Consider the following 25,083-nt stretch of genomic DNA (forward strand, 5'->3'; position numbering starts at 1 on the left):
CGCTATTTATTAGTGTGGGGGAAAAGGTGAAAATATAGGTTTAAGGACTTTTACGGAATTACTGTTTGATCAAATTAATTGGAGGAATGCCTTGTGAAAGGCATTCCTTTGTTTCTAATTTACCTTTTAGTTTCCAGTTCGGAAGAATACAGGTCTTGTTTGTATTATTTTGATTTTACAGCGTAGAGATCTAAAGAAATGTAGACTCGTAATTCATAAATATAATATTTATGAATACGTTTTCTTGGGCTGGAAATAACGATTGTTCTTAGGCGTTATGAGTGTTGGTAGGGAGTGTCGGAATAGGAATTAACCTAGTCTGGCGGAGAGTGTGGAATTGCCGGATGGCGCGCCGTTGATAAACGAAAAATGGAATCCCCCGCTAGTATATATTATTTTATAACACGCACATTATTATGAAAACGATCCTTTATTCATTCTTTGCATTGGTTATAGGGCTCAGCTCCTGTAGCCCAAGCCAGGATCAAGTACTGTCTTCCCCGGACCAAAAAATCAAGCTGACATTTGATTTGGAGAATTCCGTACCGACTTACTCTGTCACATTTAACGGGGAGCAAGTAGTAACGCCTTCGAAGTTGGGCTTCGTTTTGGCCGATGCCGACAGCCTGACCAGCGGCTTCGAGGTTTACAAAGTGGAATCGTCGTCTTTTTCCGACACTTGGGAACAGGTGTGGGGCGAGGACCGTACCGTGGAAAATAACCACAACGAGATGTTGGTAGGCCTGAGAGAAAAGGCGGGCGCCAAAAGGGAACTGAACATCCGCTTCAGGGCTTTTGATGACGGCGTGGGATTTCGCTACGAATTCCCTAAGCAGAAAGGCTTGGGTGATTTCGTGATTATGGACGAAAAGACCGAATTCAGACTGGGCGGTGACTACACGGCGTGGTGGATTCCGCAGGATTTCGATTCGTATGAGAAAGTGTATCACGAAACACCGGTACATGAGGTGAAGGCCGTAAACACTCCCGTTACTTTCCGTACCGAAAAAGGAACGCACTTGTCTATCCACGAAGCCGCTTTGACGGATTACGCCGGAATGACGCTTGCGAAAACCAACGGCAAATTCAGCTTCGAGGCCGACTTGGTGCCTTGGGCCGACGGTTCTAAAGTAAAAACTTCCGCTGGTGCGAAAACTCCTTGGAGAACCATCCAAATCGGGGCGGACGCCGGAAGCTTGGTTGAGTCGAAAATGATCCTCAACCTCAACGAGCCGAACAAACTGACCGACGTTTCTTGGATCAAGCCGATGAAGTACGTTGGTATCTGGTGGGGTATGCATTTGGGTACCGAAATCTGGGCCGAAGGTCCGAGACACGGCGCGACTACCGAAAACGCTATCCGCCATATCGATTTCGCCAAGAAGCATAATATCGGCGGATTGGTAGTGGAAGGTTGGAACGCTGGTTGGGACAAATGGGGTCAAAAAGACGCCTTTGACCACGTAACGCCAGCCAAAGACTTCGATTTTCTTAAAGTGGCCAAATACGCGAAGGATAACGGTGTACAGCTGATCGGCCATAACGAAACAGGCGGTGATATTCCGGCTTACGAGCATTATATGGATTCGGCCTTTACGCTTTACAGATCGTTGGGCATGAATGCCCTGAAGACCGGTTACGCTGGCGGAATCTACCCGAGAGGCGAGAAGCACCACGGCCAGTTTATGGTAAGACACTACCGCCATGTAGTGAAGAAAGCCGCCGATTACAACATTATGCTTGACGCTCACGAGCCGATCAAGCCGACCGGTATTCGTCGTACATACCCGAACATGATGACGCGCGAAGGCGTAAGGGGTATGGAATGGAACGCTTGGAGCGAAGGCAACGGACCGGACCACTTGGTGATTTTGCCGTTTACCCGTATGCTCGGCGGTCCGATTGACTACACACCGGGTATTTTCGACATTTTGTTTGAGAATTCTAAATCAAGACGTGTGCAATGGAACGGTGCCGATATGGACAAAACCCGAATTCACACGACTTTGGCCAAACAGCTCGCCGCGTTTGTGGTAATCTACAGCCCTCTTCAGATGGCCAGCGATTTGGTCGAGAATTACGAAGGCCATCCGGCTTTCCAATTCATTATGGATTGCCCGACGGATTGGGAACAATCTAAAGTGCTGAACGGCGAGGTTGGACAATACATCACCATGGCTCGCCAGGGCAAAGACGGCAACTGGTATTTGGGTAGTATGACCGACGAAAAGCCAAGGGACATCAACGTGACTTTGGACTTTTTGGAAGAAGGAAAAACGTACGAAGCCCAAATCTACGCCGACGCTCCGGAGACTGATTTGATGAAAAACCCTACGGCTTACCGTATCGAGAAAAAGACCGTAAAGAAAGGCGACAAGATGACATTGTCGCTTAAAGGATCTGGCGGACAGGCTATGGTTTTCAAAAGCATCTAATGTCTGTTTGGAACAGTTAATCCGATAAACCGATATCGGAAAAAGCATTCGCGCACAGTGTCGGAGCCCGTTAAGGACTTCGGGTACTGTGCGCTTTTTTATTTTCAAAAAACATAAAAGGCTTACGCTCGGTCATGTATACGCGGTACATTTAACGATCATTTTCCATATTTTGAACCAGAAATCGATTCGAGGTGACAGAGGGAGATTTAAGAGAAATCATCGAGAAAAACGGGAAACTCCGGATTTTTAAAAGCCATGAAACGGTAATCAGCGAAGGCGACAGGGTAGACAAAATGTATTATATCCGCAAAGGGGGAATGATTCTCCAGTTTGTAAACCCTTACAGTTTCGTGGAGAAGACAGTCAATTTTTTTACGCCCAGTTTTCATCGGGTGGCTACTGTCGCCGAGTCGCTTTATTTGGAGAAACCTTCGGAATATAACCTGAAAACGTTTACCAATACCGAAGCGCTGATCATCTCCAAAGCCAAAGTGGAAAAGCTTTTCGTTGAGAATGAAGACTTCAAGAACTTTTTCACCGATATGGGAATCCGTTCGCTGATAGAGAAAAACACTTTGAGGAATATGCTCCTGACCCTGTCGGCGGAGGAGATGTTCCGTTATCTGATGGAACATTTTCCGGCGGTTCTCAATGAGGTTCCTTCCAAATACGTGGCGGATTTTCTGGGAGTTTCCCCTCAGTGGCTTAGCAAACTCAAGCGTAAAGTCTGATTTCTGAAACCAGTTTCATATTCGGTAAGCCAAAGCGTCGGAACTTTGTACAAACGCTTTAACGAAATACTGATGAAAGACTGGAAAACGGAAGACATACCCGACCTGGACGGCAAAGTGGCTGTAGTTACGGGCGGAAATACGGGGTTGGGTTTCAGGATAGCATTGGAGCTTGCCAAAAAGAACGCCCATGTGGTAATCGCCAGCCGAGACCGGGCGAGGGGGTGGGAAGCAGCCGAAAAGATCAGGAAGGAAACGGGAAGCGTCCGGGATGTGGACGTGATTCCTCTGGACCTGACGGATTTCAGATCGATCCGAAAATTCGCGACCAGCTTTCTGATAAAACACGATACGCTGGATATTTTGGTCAACAACGCCGCTGTGGTAAACTTGGCGAACAGACAAGTCACGAAAGAGGGCTTGGAAATGCATATGGCCACCAACCATTACGGCCACTTCGCGTTGACCGGTCATTTGTTGTCCGCGATCAAAAACTCTAAAGGCGCCAGAGTAATCACCATGTCGAGCGGATCATACAGATCGGGGAAAATCGACTTTGACGATCTGAACTGGACTAACAGGGTGTATAACAGGTCCCGCTCATATGGCGACAGCAAGCTGGCGAATTTGCTTTTTGCCCTAGAGCTTGACCGTTTGTTTAAAAAGAACAATAAATCGGCGATCTCTTTGGCTGCGCACCCGGGGCTTTCCGCCACCGAAAGACAGCAGAAAATAGGAATAGGGGGAATGTTGACCAAGATGATGGCGCAACCGGTGGAGATAGGAGCTTTGCCGGCGCTAATGGCAGCCACGTATGAGAAAGCCGAAGGAAAGCAATATTACGGGCCGAGATGGATGATCAGGGGATATCCGCGTCTTGAGAAACTGAAATCAATTGCCGAAAATGCTGGCATGGCGAGGAAACTTTGGAAGTTTTCCGAAGAGTTGACCGACGTCGAATACAAGTTCTGAGTCTAAGAAGGTGAGTGGTTCGTTTTTGTATCAAAAAGTGCAAGCGAACTCCCATTTTGTGTGTTTACTATCTGCTCCAATGACTTTACATTTGTTCTTGAGGGACAAGTAATGTAAACGGGCCGTACTTAACTTTCGGAGCTTCGGCAAATGGACAGACTTATGAGACTTTTCAAATTATTATTTTTTTCACTTTGCCTTTCGGCTATTTCCATGACGGGTATGGCCTCGCCGGCCGGTTCGGGAGCGAAATGGATCAGCGTAGCCGGTTTTGAGCATAGCCCGAACCAGTGGTATTCGCTACGCAAAACCGTAACGCTGGACCGCAAACCAAAGAAAGCGCCGTTCAAAATCTCCGCCGATAGTAAATATTGGCTTTGGATTAACGGAACGCTGGCCGTTAGGGAAGGAATGGTCAAGCGAGGGCCGAACCCGAGAGACACTTATTATGATGAACTTGATCTCGCTCCATATTTGAAAAAAGGCGAGAACACGATATCCGCATTGGTGTGGTATTTTGGTAAGGAAGGTTTTTCGCACAAAGACAGTAAGCGTTTCGGCTTTTATATGTCGGGCCAAGCCGGAAAGATCGCAGTGGTAAGCGACGGTACCTGGAAGATCCGCCGAAACGAGGCTTACACAACAATGAAAGGCGGAAAAGCGGCGAACTATCGCCTGCCGGAAAGCAATGTGTCTTACGTTGCCACCGAGGAAATGTCTGGCTGGACCGGAACCGGATTTGATGATTCCGCTTGGGAACAGGCCGAAGTTGTCGGGCCTGTTGGCGTCGCGCCTTGGGGCCGGCTGGTCAAGCGCCCGATTCCGCAGTGGAAAGATTTCGGATTGGTGAAAACCAAGGACTGGAAGCGAGAAGGCAACCGCGTAAAGCTGAAGTTGCCCTACAATATGCAATTCTCTTTTTGGGTAAAAGTAAAAGCCCCTGCGGGTAAAGCCGTAAGCGTTTCTACCGACACTTATTCTTGGCTCAACGATACGCCGGTCCGCGGTCAGTATATTACCAAAGAAGGAATCCAAAGCTATGAGCACCTGCCTTGGATGAGTGGTCATGAGATCTTCATCGATTTGGAAGAAGGAGTGGAGTTGTTGGAAGCCGGCTACCGGGAAACGGGATACGCGACGGAATTTGACGGAGACGTGGTGCTGAACGATCCGTTTATGATGAAGCTGAAAGAAAAAGCGAACAGCACCCTATACGTAAACATGCGCGACACGTACTTCGACTGCCCGGACCGCGAGCGGGCCCAATGGTGGGGCGATTTGGTGTTGCTGATGGAAGAAAGTTTCTATGCCATGGACAACGACGCCATGAATCTCAGCAAAAAGGCCATCCGTGAATTGGTGGATTGGCAAAAGCCGAGCGGAGTGCTTTATTCGCCGATTCCTGCCGGTAACTGGGACAAGGAATTACCGCAACAGATGTTGGCCGCTATCGCTTTGGGCTTCCGTAATTACTACACTTTTACGGGCGATTTGGAAACATACACCTATGTATATCCGATGGTCAAAAAGTATTTAGGCTTGTGGAATATCCAAGAAAACGGACTTGTGAATTTCAAAGGCGGCGGTTGGAACTGGTCTGATTGGGGCGGAAAAATCGACGCCGTTTTGATGGAGCAGGCTTGGATGTATATGGCGCTCGACACTTATGCAGATATCGCCGAAAAGGCTGGTCACCCTGCCGACGCCCAGGAGGCCCGTGCGAAAATGGCCAGAATCAAAAGGTATGCGAACCGGAACCTCTGGACAACCGAAGGTTATCGCTCCCCTGAATATAAGCACGGTATTGACGACCGTGGAAACGGATTGATGGTAGTGGCCGGAATAGCGGGACCGGACAAATACGAGAAAATCGCCCAGATCTTGGCTTCGGTGCGTAATTCCAGTCCTTATATCGATAAATACGAGCTGGAGGCGCTGTACATTATGGGCAAAGAGCGTCAGGCCCTTAAACGTACCAAACAGCGCTACGCCAAAATGGTGAAATCGGAGTACACTACACTGTGGGAGCTTTTCGATCTGGGCAATTGCTCGTATAACCACGGGTGGAGCGGTGGCCCGATGACTATGATGTATAAGTACATAGCTGGCCTTCGTCCGACGGTTCCGGGTTTCAAAGCCTTCGACGTATTCCCGCAAGCCGAGGGCTTCAACGAACTGGAATGCAACGTTTCGACTATGCGGGGCGAAGTGAAGATCGATTACGAAAAATCGGCCGAGGGCGTATACATGCGCTTGGAAGTTCCGAAAGGAAGCGAAGCCCGAATTCGTGTGCCGTTAAGCGCTGGTGAGACTAAGATTAAAGGAAAAGGCCGTGCCGAGAAAACAGACGGTCCGAAACCCGACAAATACCGTTATTACAAACTGCCTTCCGGCAAGTGGAAAATCAGCTATACAGACACTGCGATATAAGTTGGGATAATTGTACCTTTCACCGCTTCCGATTACCGGGAGCGGTTTTTCTGTTTCAATGAAAATGGCTAAGCCTTATGAGAAAAGCCGCTTAAATTTATCCATACGGGTAGGCTCTTCCACAATGCTGAGCTTCTTCTTTTCTTCTGTAAGCTTTGTGGCGATTTCGTCCCGTACTCCAATGTTTATCACTCCGGCCACTTGGCGCCAAGTGCCCTTTAACGCTTCTATTTCCATATGGATGGCGTCGAAGTCGTTTCGGGAAAAGAATTCCTCGGCTTTTTCATCGCACCATTTGGCGATTGCCATACAACCTTCCATAAACCCGATACTGATCGCTCCCAAATTAGGTTCGAACGAGGCGATCAGAATATTGCCGAGGTGACGCATCAACGGGTTGCCCAAACTTCCGCCTCCCATAAAATCGGTTAACGTTTCCATAATTATGGCCAAAAATGATTCGGAAACGCCGTTTGCCCGTTCCATTAGGTCCGCTGGGTGTTGTTCTTCGGGTAAGTCAAAATAGCTTACATCATCCCGCCCTACTTTGGTGGAGCAGGTCCACGGGGCGAAGTGGTCCCGCTTTTTGTCAAGCGCCCTGATGATTCTTTCAAGGTTCATAAAAGAGAAAAACTGGTCGATCCCGACCATTGTCGTTTTCCTCACCTTATTGTCCTCGGTTTCTTTCAACAGCATATTACCCTCGTTAAACGAGGCCCAAAGCCTATCCCAGTTGCCGAGCATTAGATCCATGGCGGCCATCCTTCCCAGCTTAAGTTGATTGTTCGGGTCGGCCCAGAATTTCTGAAACTCCGAGTCCGGTGATTGGTCGTAAGTCAGGGGAACGCCTTCAACACGCTCTTGCAGTATGGCCACGTCCGTTGGCGGTTTCAGCAATAGCTGAAGGAGTTCGCGCGCTTCGGGGCCATGGTCTAGCGCCACAAAGGTTTTGAGTTGGCCGTATTCCCGGCTTCCGGGTTTGAAAAGCCTTGTTTCGGGCGCCGTGACCTCTGTCATACCCACGGCTTTGATGAAGTTGGAAGAGAATGTTTCCCGGTAAGCGCTTTTGGGGTTTATGGGATCGAATTTGAGTACGAACTCTTGGCCTTTGGCATCTTTGATAAAAAATACTTTTCCGGTTTTGCCTTGTGTCGGTTTACTAACTTTTACGGAACTGAAATCCGGATAAAGCATGCACTGTGCCACGCCCGGGAATTTGCCGATGCCTCTTCTGCCTGCGGAATTAGCCTTCCTGTCAGCCTGATTTCGTTTGCCGGGACTGTAAAAGGTCATTTGGGAAAAGCCTACGTATTATCCGTAATGATTGTTTGTATACGGAAGTAGGGCTTATGTTTTTGATTTTTCGAAAAGAGGCTTTTTTAGGGCAAAAGCCTGCTTCGTCGGAAAATTAACTGTTAGAAATGGTCTTTGTTTGTCAACTTGGAGTACCTCGGAAAGGGGACGGTAGGGGGAAATGAAAACGCTCAATCCTGATTTTAGGAAGGGCGTTTTACCGAAAAATTATTTCAGATATCCGTTGGCTCTCAATTCTTTGTGCATAGCATCGATATCTTCGGGAATGTCGAAGCGGATAAGCCAATTGACATCAAGACCGTGGTGGATACAGGTACGCATAAGGTAATCGCTTTGGCTTATAAGTTCGCCCAGTTTCATGAAGCCCTCCTCAAACTCGATCCAGAGGTCTTCGTGCATTTTGCTTAGCAAAACCATAAGCTTGAAGGTCCGGGCCACGATGTAAACACAATATTTCGAGACTTTTCCCGCCGGAGCTGTCGCCGTAAGGGTGTTGGCCTCTTTCAGTACCTCGTTGAGCATCAGTAGGTTTAGGCTCAATTCCCCGTATTTGTCTTTGGTCAGGCGTACGTGTTCGGTTATTTCTCCGCTGAGGTAGCGCATATCCATCATCAGGTAGCCCGGGCTGTAATAATGGTAAATCATCGTCGCCGAACGCTCAATGACCCTTTCCTCTATTTCCTTCCTGCATTCCTCGACGGAGCGGTCGTCCATTAATTCTCGGAAAAGCTTTTTTGCCGTTTTGGTGTCTTTCTTCAAATAACGCAACAAAAGCGAATCCTTTTTCTTGTCGGGCAATTGCGAAAGCGCCTCCTTAAATTCGTCTGTAAATTCGAAGTCCATTTTATCTTAGTTTTCAGCTTATATCCTGTCAGAATACGCAAGTTACGGTTCTGCGTCGAAATATGCGAAAGAAAGCGAAGGGTTGGTGCGTCTATGGTTTTTGTGAAATGCTTTGGCGAAGAGCAAAATACGTTTACCTTTATACCGAACTGCGGAAAATCTAATTTGGCCGAATTTCTATATGCGACACTAGAAAAGTGGCGGGGAAGTGGCTAGTGTTGGGTTACGACAGCGTTAAATCTTACGCACGTAATTCAACCTTTCCGTAACAGCTTATGCGCGGTCTTGATCGAAAGACGGGTTATTTTTGTCGCAAATTATTTTCATGGTATGGGAGTTGTCAATCACGGGATTTCCGACGAAGCCCTGTTCGGTCTTGTCAAGCAAGGTGACCGGCAGGCGTATTCTTTTTTATATAAAAAATATTGGGATGAACTCTTCAGGGTAGCCTATCACCTCACCGATTCTTTGGCCGATACGGAAGACCTTTTGCATGAGCTCTTCGCGGAGCTTTGGCTGAAAAAAGAGCGGGTGGAGATTGCCGGCTCATTCGGGGCTTACGTGCGGACTTCATTGAAGTATAAAGTCTTCAGGCATTATGACCGCAAAAGAAGAAAAGGGGAGTGGAACGAGGAAGTGATGAAAGATCGTTTGGTGGCGGCGGGGTCGGCCGACCAGCCTTTGTCTTTTGAGGAACTTTACGGCCTTATAGAAGTGGCCGTGGAGAATTTGCCGGAAAAATGCCGGGCGGTTTACAAATTGAGTAGGGAAGAGAATAAGAACGTAAGGGAGATTGCCCAGATATTGGGAATATCGCCCAATACGGCCCAAAACCATATCAATAAAGCGCTGAAAGAGTTGAGGTTAAGTCTCCGGGACTATGTGGGCGTGGCTTTGCTTTTGTCGTCGATTTGGAACGAATAGGCTAATGGCTTAAAGTCCGGGATTCGGAGTTTTTCAAAATAATTTAATTTTTTTTCAAAACTGACTAGTTGTGATCGGCGCTTTGCCGCACTATACTTTTGAACGGGAGAAAGGTTATGCGAAATCAGGAACTTATATCGAAGCTTTTAGAAGGGGAAATCGACGCTGGCGGATTGGAAGAGCTTAATGATTGGTACGCTAAGCGGGCGAATGGAGCGGAACTTCCGGAGGATATAGCGCAACGGTCTGGGGAAATTAAGGCCGGAATGTGGAAGAAATTGAGCAAGGAAGTGTTGGCGGAGAGTCCGGAAAAGAAAACGATATGGAAAAGTCTCGTTTTCCGCACCTCGATTGCCGCTTCGTTGGCCTTGGCCGTTTTGTCGTTTGCCCTTTATTGGATGGCTCCGGTGGGGAATGAGCGGATGATAGTGAAAACGAACACTACGGCGGAACCGATGCGTCTGACTTTGCCCGACGGTTCGGCTGTTTGGTTGAACAGGAATACGGAAATCAGGTACCGGGAAAACTTTTCCGAAAAGCGGGGAATCGTTCTGGAAAAGGGCGAAGCTTATTTCGATGTCGAAAGGGATGAAGACAAACCGTTTACTGTGAAGTCGAGCGAATTGGTGACGACTGTGCTGGGTACGGAGTTCAATGTAAAGACATTTGAAAACGGAAACGGCGAGGTTGCGGTAGCCGAAGGAAAGGTGAAAGTGTCCGGCTCTGACTCTACGCAAGAGGAAAAAGGCTATGTGCTAACCGTGGGCGAAGAGGTGGTTTATGACAAAGCCTCGGACGAAATGCGGAAGGCTGTCGCCGATCTGGATATTCTGCTTTGCTGGAAAAGGGAAAAGCTCGTTTTCGACGGCGTAAAGCTCTCCAAAGCCTTCGCGATGTTGGAAGTGCGGTTCGGCAAGGAAATCCATGTGGTTGACGCCGAGGTGAATGATTGTGAGATTTTCGGAATGTACGAGGATGAGGATTTGGCCCACATTCTCAAGACTATGAGTTTCGCCGTCGGTTTTGAAATGGAGTTTTCGGAGCGCGACGGGACTATTTTGATAAAGGGAAAAGGGTGTCGCTAACAGTTTTTTGAGCCACTGCTTTTCTGTTTTCTAAATTAAAATTGAGTTTTGAAATATAGCTTGGGGATAGCCCCGGGCTAGCGGATCATGTTTTTGACGAATAAAAAATCGCAAAGCCCGAGAGTGAGTTTTTTCGGTTGGGCGTATTATGAGAATTTAATTTAGGAAGTGACTGACCGGACCAAGTACCACCCCGGCCGGACAGCCACCGATGTCTAAATAATCTTCAACTATTTAAACAGTGCAAAAGTATGGGAAAAATTCTATCTAATGCAATCGTAAGGCGCACATTGTCGTTGACGGTGTTTTTTTGCGTCCTTTTTTCGTCCGTCGCCATATCCAGTGATATTGGAAGCCAATCGGACGTTGCGGAATCCGGCGAGCGGATGACCCTGAAAGTGCGGGGCGTTACGCTTGAGAATGTTTTTTCTATGATAGAGGCCCAAACCTCTTTTAAGTTTATTTATCGGAAAGACAACGGCGAGACCAGCAAGAAGGTAACGCTTATGATGGAACGGGAAGATCTGAACACCGTTCTTAAGGAAATCGGCAAACAGACGGGGGCCAGCTTCCAGACAGTAAAGAATTCTATTTCTGTCAAAATTGGAGAAACGCCGAAAGGGGCCGTAAAATCAAAAAAACAACAGGAGCGCAGGCTAAAAGGCAAAGTGACCGATGCCGACTCCGGCGAAGCGCTGATCGGCGCTACGGTAATGATCAAGGGCACTACGCAGGGAACCACAACTAATATGGAGGGTGTTTTTGACTTGCCTTTGCCGGCTGGCGCCACGGCCGTTATCGTCTCTTTTGTCGGGTATACGGAGGAGGAGCTTGAGATCGCCAACAGCTCATTCATCGATATCAAACTGCGCCCGGATATGTCAACCCTCGGCGAGGTGGTGGTGACGGCCATCGGCATCAAGAGAGAGAAAGCCAAATTGGGATATGCCATCAGCGAAGTGTCGGGATCGGAAATCGCCGAGTCGGTTGACAATAACGTTTTCAATTCCCTGAAAGGAAAAGTGCCGGGGATGGTGATCAATACCGCTACGGGCGGTTCCACGGGATCCTCAAACGTGGTGCTTCGCGGTTATTCCACCGTTCAGGGCGATAACCAAGCGCTGATCGTTGTCGACGGTATTCCTTATTCCAATAATTCGTTCGGTCAGGGAAACAGCAACAGCGGGATTGACTTGGGTAGCGGTATCGGCGATATCAACCCTGAGGATATCGAGAGCGTAACGGTTTTGAAAGGCGCCAACGCCTCGGCTTTGTACGGATCCAGGGCCATAAACGGCGCTATTGTGATCACTACCAAAAAAGGAAGCGGCAAGAAAGGCTGGGGAGTCCAGTTTTCGAGCAGTATGGTAGTGAAGGAAATGGGTTTCGAGCCGGACTTGCAAAACGAATACGGGCAGGGAGGCAGCGCCAAAACTTTCGGTGAGTTTGACGGAGTGGACGATGACGGGATGCCTTACTTGGCGCTGAACAACGTCCGGAGTTGGGGAGCGAAGTTTGACGGGCAGGATGTTAGCGTAAAATGGATCAGGGAAGAGCCCGTGAGAAAATACGTTTCGCAACCGGATAACTACAAAGACTTTTTCCGTACGGGAACAAATTTCATCAACAACCTGAGTGTCACTGGCTCCGCCGATAAAGCTACGATCAGGGTCAATATAATGGCGAATAACCTTAAGGATATCGTACCGACATCGGAACAGGACAAGTATGGCCTGACCGTTCGCGGAACGCAACAAATAGGGGAACGCATAAATCTCGACGCCAAGCTTTCTTATATCACCAGCCAGACCCACAATCGTCTGACTTTGGGCAACCAGCGCGGAGCGTATAGCGGTTTGGTGACGGGGCCGAGGAGTTTTTATCTTGATGACCTGAAGCGCTACAGATATCCGGTAACCGGAAAAACGTATGACCAGCACAGAACGTTCGGCGACAATATGCCTGTGGCTTGGAGTACGAGTACGGGATCCAGCGCCGGTAACCCTTATTGGGAATTGTATGAAAACCCGAACGATGACAAGCGCGACCGCCTGAACGGAATGGTGAAAGTGGGCGTGGACATTTTGCCCGGCCTTCAGGTTTTCGGCCGAATCGGTTGGGACAATTCGTATATCGAAGCCCGCAAAGTGGCGGAGAAATATTCCAGATACTACCGCTTCGACGGGCAGTTGACCAGTTCTATGGGCGAACGCACGGAGCTGAATACCGATTTCTTGGTTTCTTACAATAAAGATATCAATTCCGATTTCTCCGTATCGGCTAACGTGGGCGGAAACAGAAGAAAAGAGGAACGGACATACAAGGAACTGCACGGTACGCATTTTACCGTAATGGATTTCAACTCGTTCAACAATATCGAACATAGATACCAGAGCGAATCGAAGGAAGAGCGCGCGGTGAACTCCGTGTACGGTATGGTAGCTTTTTCTTACAAAAATATAGCGAACATCGACGCCACATTGCGAAACGATTGGACTTCGACATTGCCTGACGGAAACAACTCGTTCCTTTATCCTTCGGTAAGCGGTTCGTTGGTTTTCTCGGAAGCGTTCAATATCAAGGGCAAAATATTGTCTTTCGGTAAGTTGCGGGCTTCCTACGCCGAAGTGGGTAACGATACCAGACCGTATATCACCAAACGGGCTTACTCTTTCAACAACGACGAAATGGGCAGGGCTTACGCCTATCTCCCGAAAAGGGTTTGGAACGAAGGCTTAAAGCCGGAGCGGAACAAGTCGGTCGAGCTCGGTTTGGATCTCGGTTTTTTTGATGACAGGCTTTCTCTGGATCTGACTTGGTATCGCAGTAATGTGGTAAACCAGATTTTGGAATCGTCACCGTTGGCCATCAGCTCGGGTTATGAGAGCTGGGCTATCAACGCCGGCGAAATCCAGAATTCGGGTATAGAATTAAGCCTCTCGGCTATTCCTGTTAGGGTAGGGAAGTTCCAGTGGACAACCCGTTTCAATTATGCGGACAACGTTTCCGAGGTGGTGGCATTTGACGAGGACACCGACCAGATCGTGTTGGGCAATGGCCGTGGCGTGCAGATTTTGGCGAAAAAAGGCGAGCCGTACGGAGCCATCTACGGACGTAAATTCCTGAGAAACGATGAGGGCGTAGTGGTGGTGGACCAGCACGGCTTTCCGATGTACGAAGAAGGCGACCAGCGGATCGGGAACGTAATGCCGGACTTTACGGCGGCCGTAAACAACGAGTTCAGTTACGGAAAATGGCGGATGAACGTACTGGTCGATATGTCTTTCGGCGGAGAAATCACCTCTTGGTCGGAAACGTGGATGGGACTCCGCGGTACGGCGTCCAAGACTTTGGAAGGCAGGGCCGAATGGATCCAAGCGCGTGAGAACGGAAATGTGGACGAGGAACACATCTATAGTTCCGAAGGCGGTTATGGAGAATGGGTAGGCAACAGCGTGTACGAGGACGGAACCCCGAACGAGGGCGAGAACGCCAAATACCTGAACCCGTACCGTTATTGGGACGAAATGAAAAGGGACAAAGCCGGCGAATCGACTTTGGTGGACGCTTCGTACGTGAAGCTTCGCGAACTGAGCCTGAGTTATGATTTGACCGATTTGGCCAAGAAAATCGGAGCGCCGATAAAGAACGCCAGCCTTTCGTTTTCCGGCAGGAACTTACTTCTGTTACATTCGGATTCAGATCTTTTCGATCCCGATTCTTACAGGTTCAGCACCGGCACCAGCTCCTTGGGCATCGAGTCGGCGGCATGGCCTAGCATGCGTTCTTACGCCTTCACTTTCAGAGCTTCATTTTAATCAAAACGACAGAACCAATGACATCCAGATATCTTAATATACCGTTTTTGGCCCTGATTTTTTCGTTCTGCCTCTTTTCTTGCGAAAGGGATTTCGAAGAATTCAATACAAATGGCAACGCATTGGAAGAGGTTAGCCCCGTGTTTCAGGTGGGGGAAATTACCCGCGATTTGCACCAGAGTTATTCCCAAAGCTATAATGTGGGAAGCGAGTGGCAACACCAATGGGCCCGCTCATACGGCGATACCAGAGGCTATATTTACGACAACGGACAAGCGCACGCGTGGAAAGAAAGCTACGCCGCTTATCGCGATATTGTCGATCTGATAGGCAAAGTGGAGCCCGGCACCGCGGAAGAGAATCCGGTGATTTACTCGGTGGCTTTGGTGGCCAAAGTTTTCCACTTCCATATGCTCACCGACCTTTACGGCGACGTGCCGTATACGGAGGCGGGCCAGGGAGCCTCAGGCTTGGTGAAACCCGGATATACCGCCCAAAATGAAATCTATTCAGACTTGTTCGCTTCGTTAGACGAGGCGATCGCCCTGCTCGATGGAGCCGATAATCTTACGGGACTCAATGACATCGACCGGTTGTACGCCGGCGAAGCGGAAAAATGGCTCCGCTTCGCCAATTCTTTACGCTTGCGTATGGGAATGCGAGTGCGCTACGCCGATCCGGCTTTGGCCGAAAGGGAAGTGGGCAAAGCGTTGGCGGAGAAGCTGATAGAAGAAAACGAGCATAACGCTAAAGTCTTTGAATTTGAGAGCCAGATGTTCCAAAAAGAAAAAGAGAACATGATGCACCCGAGTGTTTTTATGGTTGATTTTATGGCTGGAGACCCTCGGTACGATCTCTATTTCGGGCCGAATACCAAGGGCGAAATCATTGGTTACGTAAACGGATCGGTGGAGACTCAGGGCGACTTTTCGAGAATAGGCCAAGGCATAGCGATAAAAGATCGGCCGGACAGAATTATGGGAGCCTCCGAGGTTGCGTTTTTATTGGCGGAGGCTCATCTGTTCGGTATCGGTACGGCAAACGACACCGATAAGGCGAACGAGGCTTACCGGAAAGGAATACGGACCAGTATGGAATTTTGGGGAGTTGAAGCCGGACCGATCGAAGAGTTTTTGACAAAGGAAAAAACAACTTTGTCGGGAACGGACGAAGAAAAGCTCGAAATGGTAATAATGCAAAAATGGGCCGACCTGATCGATAATGGTGTGGAGACTTATGCCGAGGGTAGGCGTACGGGATATCCGGTGATTGCGCAACGCAAAGACGCCGGGCTTTTCGTCCTCGGCGATACCGACGGCGTGATGCCTAGAAAATGCAAATACCCGGAAAGCGAGGCTTTCTACAATACGGAAAACTTCCAGAAGATGTCAGCGCAACACGACTTTCTGACCAAGGTGTGGTGGGATAAAAAATAAGATTGATCCCAAATTAAGAACCCGTCAATACGTTTAGAAGAACGTCCGAATCGGTCTAGCCCACCGAGGAGGACGTTCTTTTTTATAAAAGGCAAGGACCTAACATCAGGTAAGCTTTAGAAACAGTTGGTGTACCTAATACCTAATACCAAATACAGCCACTCTACTTGTCAAAATCAATTTTAACCTTTTCACTCACCGGATAAGCTTGGCAAGTGAGAATCGCTCCGTTTTTAATTTCCTCTTCGGTTAGGGCAAAACAGGATTTCATTTCCGTTTTTCCGTTTACCAAAGTAGCTGTGCAAGTTCCGCAAACTCCGCTTTCGCAGGAGTAGGGTACATCGGCGCCGGAATCGAGCAAGGATCGAAGGATCGTGTTGCCGGATTTCACTTCCGTTTTTATGGTTTTTCCGTCTAAAGAGGCTTCCAATTCGGCGTTGTCGACAGGGGTGACGGTTTTGTCAAGGTTACTGTCGGAGTGGCCGAACATCTCTATTTTGATTTGCTCGGAAGGTACGCCCAATGAAAGCAAAGTGTCGCGGACGCAGAGATTCATCGCTTCCGGCCCGCAGACGAAATACTCGGTGCTTTGCGCTATCGGCGGATGCTCGTTGATAAAGGCTTCCAAGCTTTTGGCGTCGATGCGCCCTTTTTTGCCTTCCCATTGCTTCCAGCTCGACCAGACTTTTGGAGAGCTTAGCGTATGGCAAACCTTTAACCGGTCAAGATGATTCAGCCTAAGCTTTTCGAGTTCTTTCTCGAAAATAATGCTGTCTTGGTCCTTGTTTCCGTAGAAAAGATTGATAGTGTTGGTCTTCGATTGATGCAAAGCCGAGCGCAAAATTGACATAATCGGCGTTATGCCGCTTCCGGCCGCAATCAGGAAATATGTTTTGTATTCGTCCGGCTGTATTTCGGCTTTGAAACTGCCCAAGGGCAAAGTCGCTTCCACGGTATCGCCCGGCTTTAGGTTGTCATTGATAAAGTTCGACACGATTCCCTTTTTTACCCTTTTTACGGTAACGCTCGGAGCTTCCGTTCCGAACGGGTTACTGTTTAGGGAATAGCTTCTGCGGTGTTCCGTATTGTCGATCAAGAATCGGAAAGTAAGGTGTTGGCCGGGCAGAAAACAGAAGTCGGATTTTATTTCTTCCGGAATATCAAAACTGACCGTTACGGCCTCGCAGGTGGCGGGCTGTACGTCCGCTACTCGCAGTTTGTGGAAATGTGTGGCCATGGCTTTACGATTTTTGATTTTCCGAATCCACCCATTTCTGTATCCGTTCCTGAAAACCCCTAACGGTGCTTTCGCCGTGTTGGGCCGTAGCCTCCACGCCAAAGAGCGGGTTGCTTAACGATTTCTGCTGTTGTTCGCAGACGTAGATGTCTTCCTGCATAAAATCTCCGCTGGCCATCGGGTCGTCCTCGTCGTAGTTGCCGTATTTGGTATCCATTCCCATGATTTTCGGCCACCATTTCTTCGAAGACTCGCTTTGCTTGTAATATTCCATATCGGTCATCGGCTGTAGTTTGGTTCTTACGATGACTTTGGTCTTGTCGGGAGCCAAAGGAATGGCCACGAACACGCTCCAGCTTGATTCGCTTTCGGCCAATCCGACATTCGGGAATAGCCAAGGAACGTAAGCGCCCAAGTGTTCGTCAGTCATTTCCGTGATGCGTTTGAAAGGCATCAGTTTGTCCAGGTTATCTCGATAATCCTTTGCCAGGGGTTCGCGGAAGAGGTAGTGGTCGCCTACGAATCCGAATTCGGCTTTGGCGTGGTCGTACATATTCAGCGTGCTGGAATGCAGATGCGCCAAGTGGTAAACGTCTATATAGTTTTCCGCCACAATCTTCCAGTTGGCGTTGATCGTTTTCTCATAGCCCGTATCCGGGTATTCGAGTAGTTTGTCGGGGTTGTGCGGGCCCAATTTTTCTTTGCAGCCCCTAAACCACTCCGCGATACTTGGCGCTTCCGGCGACGGATGCGCCCAAACCATTCCTCTCCAAATGTCTACGGACGCCTTGTGGAGGCAAATTTTTCCCATATCCAAATCCGGAAATTCCTTTTCCTTTTCGGGAACATTTACCAATTGGCCGGTAAGGTCGTAGGTCCAGTCGTGATAAGGGCAGGTGATGGCCTTTTGCGCTTTGCCGACGGCACGGAGCAATTGTGTGCCACGGTGGCGACAAAGGTTATGAAAAGCCCGGAGACGCTGGTCACGGCCTTTTACGACAAGGATATTCTGCTTGCCGCACTGTACTGTGATATAGTCTCCGGGATTCTTCAGGTCTTCCGGAAATCCGGCGAATTGCCAAGTGTTTCCGAATATCTTTTCCTGTTCCATTTCAAGCCATTCGGTGGAAGTGTAGGCCTCAACGGGCAGGACGGGCATCTTTCGGTCTTTGTTCATGGGTGGTGGGTTTGTGGTGGAGCGGGTTTATTGTGAATTAATTGATGGGTACATGGAGCTCGACTTTCAGTAGGTTTCCTTCTTTGTCGGAACGGTAGACTTCGTAAGCGTTCGAAAGCCCTTCGTCAAGGTCTGATTGAGAAATCTTGGCCCAAAGTTCTCCCAGCCAACTTTCGTAATTGTTAGGGTTGGAAGTGAAAACCGCATATTCACTGGGTTTGATTTTGATTGTGGACATAGAATCCGGCGTTTTGGCTTTATTTTTTTTAAAGCCAACACTTAATGTATAGGCTTCTTCGGATGCCCAATTGTAATCATTGTAAACCACGTAAAGCGGTTCGCCATAGAGATTGTCGGGAGTGGTCAGGGATTCGGCCCCGGAATAGAATTTATAGATTAAGTTTTGGACCTGTCCGGCGCTATCGGTGGAATTGGGGATGAATTTCATCGAGATTCCCGTAATCAACAGCGTGTCGTTTAGATCTTGGGTTTGGTACTTCAGGCTTATTTTTCCTTCCTCCGAAATATCGGGTATTCGATCGTTTTTGGTTTCTGTGGTTGCGGAATCGCTTGTTGTTAATTTTCCGGGAATAGTGTCGTTTAGCTTCAGGCTATCGGGTTCGGTAAATTTCCCTACGGATCTTCCCACAAAAGCTTTGGGACCGTAAGGCTCTTCGGTTACGCTGAAATAAAGGCTGTAGGCCGAAAGCGATAGCCAAGTGAAAATTATAATCCAATAAAGGATCGGGTTGTCTTTTCTTTCCACAGGTTCGATAAAGAATGTAGTGCCGAACCTGATGTCGGGAATAACCCAGACTAGGAACATGACGCCCCATACCCAAGTCCAGTTTTGGAAGATGGCGACGTAAAGCAGGCAAAGGCCGAGTATGGCTCTGATCTTGTATTTTCTCATTCGCGTAGATTGGTGGCGCAGTGATGCAAAAGTAGCGTCAGCGTTTTTCTAAGAATTTGATACAGGTCAAAAAAAGCCCCGGATATTTCCGGGGCTGAGTGTTCATTATGACGATGAGCGGATTCGGCTTAGCGTTTCTTGCGAAATGCCGAGGTGCGTGGCGATATCGCCTAGCTTTACCCGAAGCTCTATATCGGGAAAATATTCGAGAAGCCGGACATAGCGTTCCTTTGCCGAAAGAAACATGTAGCCTTTTCCGTAGTAGTCTATAAAAGCGACTTGCTCTTCTGAGAGTATTCTGCAGAAGCGTTCGAAAGCGGGGTGCTTTTCCTGCAAGTTCACGTAATGTTTGTGGTCTATGGAATAGAGTATGGAGTCTTCAGTGGCTTTGATGTATTCGAAACTGGGCTCCAAAGTCAAGAAACTGTACCACGAGGTGACAAAAAAGCCTTCTTTGTAAAACCAAGATGTGATTTCCTTATCGTCGTGATAATAGTAAGTGCGTATGATGCCCGTATCTAGATAGTAAAGCTTTCTGCATGTGCGCCCTTCGGTAAGTAAAACATCGTTTTTCTTGATTTCTTCTTTCCTGAAAAGGCTTCGTATATCCGCCTCCAGATCCTCCGGAATAGGTGTCCGGGCTTTGATATCAGCTAATAATCGGTCCATAGGTCTGTGTGTGAAAGATCGTTTAGGGCTGTAAAATATGAGCTAAGTATGTCAATTGAAAAGAAGGAGCCCGATTTTTTCATATGTATGAGAATGGTGCCAAACGTTCATAGAAAATGGAATTTTTGTAAACTCTGAGGAAACTTTAAGCAAGAAACATTGTGTCGTGTGATAGGGTTCAATAATGAATCCGCAAGTCTTTTAAGCCCGAATGTTTCTTCGAAAAAATACCGCAAAACGGAACGGCCCAGCCTCCGGGGATTCCCGTGGCGGGCGGGTTATGACGGATTTGAGGGAAGTGGCTGTGGCGCAGGCCCATTACCAGGATTTGGCGGATCGAAAACCGGTTATCCAAGCCGTTTTGAATATGGAAGGATTCCATAAGGTGCTTCGCGAAAAGGTGACGGAAGAAAGACTGAAAAAAACACACTTTGGACGAAGTGTGGGCCAGCTTGAGGATGCCGTGGAAGCTTATAACGTATTGTTCTCCAGCGCTCCGCCCGAGAACAGGTCGCCGGAATGGGTTCAGGCGTGTTTTAAATCATTGATGGTGGTTGAAAAGACTGTCGTGACAATGCAACACGGCACTATGGAGCTTGCGCCGGGGATCCAGCACAAGCTTGGCGATGCGACAATGCATTTGATGAACGAGATCAGCAATGAGATCGTAAGGCTCGCTACCTGTTTGGGTGATGACGACGATTCATTTAGTGCGTATGATCCGGATGTATTGACATCGGCTCAGGATATTAGAAGAGCGAAAAAGCTGTGGCGACGATTAAAAAATAATCATGGAGAAATCAGGTATTCCTCTAGGGTAGTGTATCCGTTTGAAAACAGAAAAGACAAGGATTTAGGGTTTGAGGCTTATGCTCTTGAGTTTTTTGCGAAGCTACTTTCGGTTCCCGCCGGTGTTGAGTTATTGGACAAAGCGGAACGTGGCCCTTGGCCCATTTTGTTGAATTTCGCATATAAGCCGGGAGCGAAATTTCCCGTTCGTTTTTTGTCTCCTGAGCACGCATGCCCCGAAACCACTCCCGATGCTCAAACAGTTGCCGGAAAGGGAACGATTTCTCAAGTGATTTGCCCTATTAGAATAAAAAGAGGAAGTCATTATTCCTTTTTTGTTGAACGGGGACAAGTGAACGGACTGTATTCACCGAATTATTTGCGCTTTGCGATAGCCTTAGAAAAAGCTGTTCGGGGACAAAAAGGAGAGGCCGTCCCAATGACAAAAGAAGATGAATGGGACTTGGAGAAAAAGTGGAGGATAGCGTTTAACCTGCCGTATGAAGAAGGCCTGAGAAATACCCTTGGCGACGATCAGGTTTATGAATATCCTTCGGGAGAAATCTTTGAGGCGATGGCTTCGGAAAAACTGTTGGATTTTGCCATTCATGTAGAGCCACATATTAAAGGGCCTCAGCGAGAAGCTATTCCCAAGGATATGCAAGAATGGTTATCCGTTGCTTCCCAATTCTTGGACAAATTCAAGCCTGAAGCTTTTCCCGAACCTTGGGCAGATCCGCCGCGCTCGGCAAGTATTGACTGGTCAAATCCGGTAAGTGCTGAAGTGCCGTCTCTAGGCTTAAATGGACAGGTTTTTATAGTTCGGGACAATAGGAAAAAGACCTGCGTGTTGAAATTGGGAATAAGGGCGCTGGAAGCGATAAAAGAGGATTTCGCTTCCCAATTTCTTAGACAGTTCGGCACGTTGTGCACGGCCCCGGAGACGGCTGTAGTTTCAGTCCATCACGATTCGATGAAAAGGCTGAAAGAAGCCACTGCGCATTTAAGTGCCGAAACGGGACTTGGAAAACTCCACAAGGCATTGGCTGATTGTGCTTCAGGGAGTGTTTTGGTTATGGAAAAAGTAAAGGGGCGACATGATATAACTCCGTGCTATGATGCTCCCAAAACCCAAAGAGCATTGGGCGAAATGCTGTTTTTCGATTTATTTCTTGGGAACCATGATCGCTTTATGGATGTGTTTAACGTTGGGAATTTTATGTTTCTGGACGGGAAACGGCCAGAAGATTCTGAGCCTCCATTTCTTGCTGGGTTGGACCAGACACTTAACGGTTACGGGACTAGATATTTTAGGGAATTAGTGGGACCTGCGCCATCGAGCGTGGGAATTTGTAAGACTGTTAGGCATACTCAACCACCAGATGGCGAGACTGTGGCGGAGGGAGAGAAATACCGAAAACATACCGTGACGAAACTGGAAGAAACTGAGGCCACTGTGAAAACAGATGATGATGACGAAAACTTTTGGGAAATCTTGGAGGTGGACAGACCAGTTTGGCACTTGGATTCGGAAAGAGAAGCGTATAAAGAGTTTGAGAGGAACCCGACGGAATATAATGACCGCTTGGCCACAATTAGTCAATCGACGGTGGAGGAATTCGGTGAGATATTGGAGTATATGATTTATTGTTTCATAAATGGCCTACCTAGTCCGTTAGGGATGTTTCTGGCAAAAAAGATCTCGACAAGGGCAAACAGTAAAGTGAACGCAAAGAAGATTGACGAAGGTTTTGTCTGTGCGGCGTTAGAATTGACCGGTAAAATTTCGGGTTTTGCCGAATTCCAACGCTGGGATTTTTCAGGATTTCCAAGGGAAGGGGAAGCCATGGTTCGGAAATGGATCGCAACACATTATGCTTTACCTGAAGAATTAAAAGGGAAAGTCAGGGATAAGATTCCGTTTTTTGGAGAATAAGGAAGGTGGTTTTCAATGAATTGAAATAGTTATAAAAAACAAACCCCGACGAAGGAAAGCCTGTCGGGGTTTTGATTAGTTCTGTATGGATTTATTGAGCTGGATTTTTCAAAACGAAGCATTCCACTTTTTGCCCTTTTTTACCGTTGGCCGTAAGTCGAATTTCGTATTTTCCCATATCGAAAAATTTCGAAATTTTAATGGCCACTTGACTTTTGTTCGGAGTCTCCGAAATCACGACCCGTCCATCTTCAACCAATTCTATTTTTGATACTGAAATAGGTTCCTTGTCTTTGGAAAGAAGAAAAATATTCCAGCTTCCGTTTGAATCGATTTTTCCAGTTGCGTCAAATGTTAGGGTGTTTGAGTGGGCCGAAGGCAAAGTTTGAGTTCCAACACTTTGTTTTTGGTATTGTGGTTTAATTTTCGGAATCCATTGAAGACGCCAGTTAAGGTATTGTCGTTGTACGGAAGCTCCGTCTTCCGCTTTTTCGTGTTCCTCAGCAAAATTCAACAAACGAATTTTATCTTTTGGCGTACGGAAAGCGATATAGGAAAAAAACAATTTTGTTCCTTCCACGTAATTCCAAAGTTTTTCGATTTTACCGCCGATTGTTTTGTTTTTTATGTTTTTACGCAGAGCGTAAATTTTGTCCAATAGTTCCTCACTCCGTTGTACGATTCGTTTGCTTTTGCGAACAACCTCTTCAGTATTCTTATCGTCGACGGCGAAATAACCGCCTTCTTGCACTTCGTAGAGTAGCTCATTATAAATAGCCAAAACCTCTTTTGCGTATTTGCCGTAATGCTTTTCGCAATGTTCGGTCAGTTTGCGATTAACGGAAAGGTCTTTTTCCCAAAGAGCCTTTCCGAAGAAAAAGTAGTTGAAAGACCCGCGCCACCAAGTCTGGATAGGCAGATAGAGAGAGACTGTTCCTCTGAAATTATTTTCGGCTAAATAATCGGCGCTTTGGACTGCGAATTCCGGACGGAGCCAGACATTTCCCCGCGCTCGCCAATGATCGGCCATATAATACTCGAATTGGTAAACGCCTTGAGCGTTTTCGGTGGCTTTGGTCCAATCTTTTTCCAGATCGGGTTTATTGCCCAAATCTGGACAGTAAAGAACGGCGAAGTTCTTTGGGATTTGGCGGTTTGGCAATTCGAACGTAGCGGGTTTGTAAGAAAGGAATTCTACGGTTACGTTTCTGTTTGTTTTGCGGATATTCTCCGCTAATAGGCTTATGGCGTCGGCAATTACTCTTTTTTTCTTACACTTTATGCACTGGCAGTAACCGCCGCCGTCCAATGGCCAAGTTCCGATGAAATCGACCCAAGGTTTATCTTTTAGCCATTTGATTAACTGTTCGGAGTAATAGTTCATTGCCTTATCGTTGCCGTAACAAATCTGGCCTTTGGTCCGCTTTCCGTTGATTTCCGCAAACCAATCCGGGTGCTCTTTAAAAAGTTTGTCCTTATCCAGATAACAATGCGTATTATGCTCGCCCATATTGATGAGAAAGTCACGTTTGATCAGTTCTGGCAAAAGTATTTCTTCCGTTTTACCCTTAAAGAATACTTCTTGGGCAAGCCCAGCGCCCGGTGCGGGGCGGTCTTGTGAAAGTAGCGCATAATTATAGCGCTGTTTGGCCATCCAGTCGATTACTCGGCCTGTGATTTTGATTTGATCGTCTCTTACTCCATAAAGCGCCATTCCCCGCCATTCTATCCTCGGGTTTTCGGTAAAATTGACGTGACTGATTTTTTGGTTTTTGATTTCCGGAATTACTTCCAAGTCGGGGTCCGGGTAGAAAAAAGAGCAACCTTGTTTTTCCAGGAACGCGTAAACGCCGAAAAGAACCCCCCGAGCTTCTTTTGCCGAAATCGAAATGCCTTTCTTGTTGACTGTGATGTTATAACCGTCCCATTTCAGTCCTGGGAAATCCGATGACAAGGTAAGGCTGACTCTTATTCCGTTGGAATTTTTCCCCGAAGCTTTCAGGTCATTTCCCGTCATTTTTTTCCAGTATTTCCGGAATTCCTGTTCGGCGAAAACTACAGTTTGGTTATCCGTATTTCGGGTAATGGTTTTTATGGAACCGGGTTTAATACCGTTTTTGGAATAGCAATGATGTAAACCGAAGAAGAGTAGCGGAATTAAAATTGAAAAGATTTTTTTCATAAGTAAAAGGAGTTGTGTGTATGTGAAAAACGGCCATACTAAAATGGCCATTGGTGTAGCGATATCGGCAAACCTGATAAGGCTTGGGGATTGTAAACGGCAACCTCAAAAACTGAATGCAAAGGATCCGCTGAAAAAGTAGTGACAAAAGATTTTTGTGAACAGGCGAAGATTGAATGAATGGACAAT

At 47.5% G+C, this 25,083-nt stretch carries 16 protein-coding genes; 9 read left to right on the forward strand and 7 right to left on the reverse strand.

Going from position 1 to position 25,083, the window contains the following annotated elements:
- Window positions 1–416 precede the first annotated feature (416 nt).
- The 4 genes from AABK39_RS08655 (at window position 417) to AABK39_RS08670 (ending at window position 6,571) form a co-directional block, all read left to right on the forward strand.
- Window positions 417–2,435 carry a glycoside hydrolase family 97 protein gene (locus tag AABK39_RS08655; protein WP_338394531.1) on the forward strand — a complete coding sequence of 673 codons (2,019 nt, stop codon included), beginning with the start codon at window positions 417–419 and terminating at the stop codon, window positions 2,433–2,435.
- A 194-nt stretch (window positions 2,436–2,629) separates the two neighbouring features.
- Window positions 2,630–3,169: a Crp/Fnr family transcriptional regulator gene (locus AABK39_RS08660; RefSeq protein ID WP_338394532.1), complete on the forward strand. Its 540-nt coding sequence runs from the start codon at window positions 2,630–2,632 to the stop codon at window positions 3,167–3,169.
- A 72-nt stretch (window positions 3,170–3,241) separates the two neighbouring features.
- Window positions 3,242–4,141 carry an oxidoreductase gene (locus AABK39_RS08665; protein ID WP_338394533.1) on the forward strand — a complete coding sequence of 300 codons (900 nt, stop codon included), beginning with the start codon at window positions 3,242–3,244 and terminating at the stop codon, window positions 4,139–4,141.
- A gap of 162 nt (window positions 4,142–4,303) precedes the next feature.
- Entirely contained in the window at window positions 4,304–6,571 is a 2,268-nt protein-coding gene (locus AABK39_RS08670; protein ID WP_338394534.1) for an alpha-L-rhamnosidase-related protein, read from the forward strand.
- 75 nt (window positions 6,572–6,646) lie between these two features.
- Here AABK39_RS08670 and AABK39_RS08675 read toward each other — a convergent pair whose 3' ends face one another.
- Window positions 6,647–7,864 (reverse strand): protein kinase family protein, encoded by a 1,218-nt coding sequence (locus tag AABK39_RS08675; protein WP_338394535.1) that lies wholly within the window; start codon window positions 7,862–7,864, stop codon window positions 6,647–6,649.
- A 228-nt stretch (window positions 7,865–8,092) separates the two neighbouring features.
- Complete coding sequence (locus tag AABK39_RS08680) at window positions 8,093–8,728, reverse strand: hypothetical protein (RefSeq protein ID WP_338394536.1); 636 nt, start codon at window positions 8,726–8,728, stop codon at window positions 8,093–8,095.
- A 330-nt stretch (window positions 8,729–9,058) separates the two neighbouring features.
- Here AABK39_RS08680 and AABK39_RS08685 point away from each other — a divergent pair, with 330 nt between their 5' ends.
- The 4 genes from AABK39_RS08685 to AABK39_RS08700 all read left to right on the forward strand — a co-directional run bounded on the left by AABK39_RS08685 (window position 9,059) and on the right by AABK39_RS08700 (window position 15,991).
- Window positions 9,059–9,652 carry an RNA polymerase sigma factor gene (locus AABK39_RS08685; RefSeq protein ID WP_338394537.1) on the forward strand — a complete coding sequence of 198 codons (594 nt, stop codon included), beginning with the start codon at window positions 9,059–9,061 and terminating at the stop codon, window positions 9,650–9,652.
- 116 nt (window positions 9,653–9,768) lie between these two features.
- Window positions 9,769–10,737 (forward strand): FecR family protein, encoded by a 969-nt coding sequence (locus AABK39_RS08690; protein ID WP_338394538.1) that lies wholly within the window; start codon window positions 9,769–9,771, stop codon window positions 10,735–10,737.
- A 251-nt stretch (window positions 10,738–10,988) separates the two neighbouring features.
- On the forward strand, window positions 10,989–14,555 hold the full coding sequence (locus tag AABK39_RS08695) for a SusC/RagA family TonB-linked outer membrane protein (protein WP_338394539.1): 3,567 nt from the start codon (window positions 10,989–10,991) through the stop codon (window positions 14,553–14,555).
- A 17-nt stretch (window positions 14,556–14,572) separates the two neighbouring features.
- Window positions 14,573–15,991: a SusD/RagB family nutrient-binding outer membrane lipoprotein gene (locus tag AABK39_RS08700; RefSeq protein ID WP_338394540.1), complete on the forward strand. Its 1,419-nt coding sequence runs from the start codon at window positions 14,573–14,575 to the stop codon at window positions 15,989–15,991.
- 163 nt (window positions 15,992–16,154) lie between these two features.
- Here AABK39_RS08700 and AABK39_RS08705 read toward each other — a convergent pair whose 3' ends face one another.
- The 4 genes from AABK39_RS08705 to AABK39_RS08720 all read right to left on the reverse strand — a co-directional run bounded on the left by AABK39_RS08705 (window position 16,155) and on the right by AABK39_RS08720 (window position 19,987).
- Window positions 16,155–17,228, reverse strand: a complete 1,074-nt coding sequence (locus AABK39_RS08705) for a ferredoxin--NADP reductase (protein WP_338394541.1) — start codon at window positions 17,226–17,228, stop codon at window positions 16,155–16,157.
- Between the two features lie 4 nt (window positions 17,229–17,232).
- Window positions 17,233–18,405 (reverse strand): aromatic ring-hydroxylating oxygenase subunit alpha, encoded by a 1,173-nt coding sequence (locus AABK39_RS08710; protein WP_338394542.1) that lies wholly within the window; start codon window positions 18,403–18,405, stop codon window positions 17,233–17,235.
- A 37-nt stretch (window positions 18,406–18,442) separates the two neighbouring features.
- Window positions 18,443–19,318, reverse strand: a complete 876-nt coding sequence (locus AABK39_RS08715) for an effector binding domain-containing protein (RefSeq protein ID WP_338394543.1) — start codon at window positions 19,316–19,318, stop codon at window positions 18,443–18,445.
- 105 nt (window positions 19,319–19,423) lie between these two features.
- Window positions 19,424–19,987: a Crp/Fnr family transcriptional regulator gene (locus AABK39_RS08720; protein WP_338394544.1), complete on the reverse strand. Its 564-nt coding sequence runs from the start codon at window positions 19,985–19,987 to the stop codon at window positions 19,424–19,426.
- Window positions 19,988–20,198: 211 nt separating this feature from the next.
- Here AABK39_RS08720 and AABK39_RS08725 point away from each other — a divergent pair, with 211 nt between their 5' ends.
- Window positions 20,199–22,712, forward strand: coding sequence for a protein kinase family protein (locus AABK39_RS08725; protein ID WP_338394545.1), 2,514 nt, complete (start codon window positions 20,199–20,201; stop codon window positions 22,710–22,712).
- Window positions 22,713–22,803: 91 nt separating this feature from the next.
- On the opposite strand, the gene AABK39_RS08730 is transcribed toward AABK39_RS08725, so the two are convergent.
- The gene (locus tag AABK39_RS08730) at window positions 22,804–24,894 is read right to left on the reverse strand and encodes a DUF4838 domain-containing protein (RefSeq protein WP_338394546.1); all 2,091 of its coding nucleotides are present in this window, start codon (window positions 24,892–24,894) and stop codon (window positions 22,804–22,806) included.
- Window positions 24,895–25,083 lie beyond the last annotated feature (189 nt).

Source organism: Fulvitalea axinellae, assembly GCF_036492835.1.
In the GTDB taxonomy this organism is placed as follows: Bacteria; Bacteroidota; Bacteroidia; order Cytophagales; family Cyclobacteriaceae; genus Fulvitalea; species Fulvitalea axinellae.

Coding starts and splice junctions, on each gene's coding strand:
- AABK39_RS08720 (WP_338394544.1), bottom strand. CDS start 19,987: ATGGACCGATTATTAGCTGATATCAAAGCCCGGACACCTATTCCGGAG.
- AABK39_RS08700 (WP_338394540.1), top strand. CDS start 14,573: ATGACATCCAGATATCTTAATATACCGTTTTTGGCCCTGATTTTTTCG.
- AABK39_RS08695 (WP_338394539.1), top strand. CDS start 10,989: ATGGGAAAAATTCTATCTAATGCAATCGTAAGGCGCACATTGTCGTTG.
- AABK39_RS08725 (WP_338394545.1), top strand. CDS start 20,199: ATGTTTCTTCGAAAAAATACCGCAAAACGGAACGGCCCAGCCTCCGGG.
- AABK39_RS08675 (WP_338394535.1), bottom strand. CDS start 7,864: ATGACCTTTTACAGTCCCGGCAAACGAAATCAGGCTGACAGGAAGGCT.
- AABK39_RS08710 (WP_338394542.1), bottom strand. CDS start 18,405: ATGAACAAAGACCGAAAGATGCCCGTCCTGCCCGTTGAGGCCTACACT.
- AABK39_RS08665 (WP_338394533.1), top strand. CDS start 3,242: ATGAAAGACTGGAAAACGGAAGACATACCCGACCTGGACGGCAAAGTG.
- AABK39_RS08655 (WP_338394531.1), top strand. CDS start 417: ATGAAAACGATCCTTTATTCATTCTTTGCATTGGTTATAGGGCTCAGC.
- AABK39_RS08705 (WP_338394541.1), bottom strand. CDS start 17,228: ATGGCCACACATTTCCACAAACTGCGAGTAGCGGACGTACAGCCCGCC.
- AABK39_RS08715 (WP_338394543.1), bottom strand. CDS start 19,318: ATGAGAAAATACAAGATCAGAGCCATACTCGGCCTTTGCCTGCTTTAC.
- AABK39_RS08685 (WP_338394537.1), top strand. CDS start 9,059: ATGGGAGTTGTCAATCACGGGATTTCCGACGAAGCCCTGTTCGGTCTT.
- AABK39_RS08730 (WP_338394546.1), bottom strand. CDS start 24,894: ATGAAAAAAATCTTTTCAATTTTAATTCCGCTACTCTTCTTCGGTTTA.
- AABK39_RS08670 (WP_338394534.1), top strand. CDS start 4,304: ATGAGACTTTTCAAATTATTATTTTTTTCACTTTGCCTTTCGGCTATT.
- AABK39_RS08680 (WP_338394536.1), bottom strand. CDS start 8,728: ATGGACTTCGAATTTACAGACGAATTTAAGGAGGCGCTTTCGCAATTG.
- AABK39_RS08690 (WP_338394538.1), top strand. CDS start 9,769: ATGCGAAATCAGGAACTTATATCGAAGCTTTTAGAAGGGGAAATCGAC.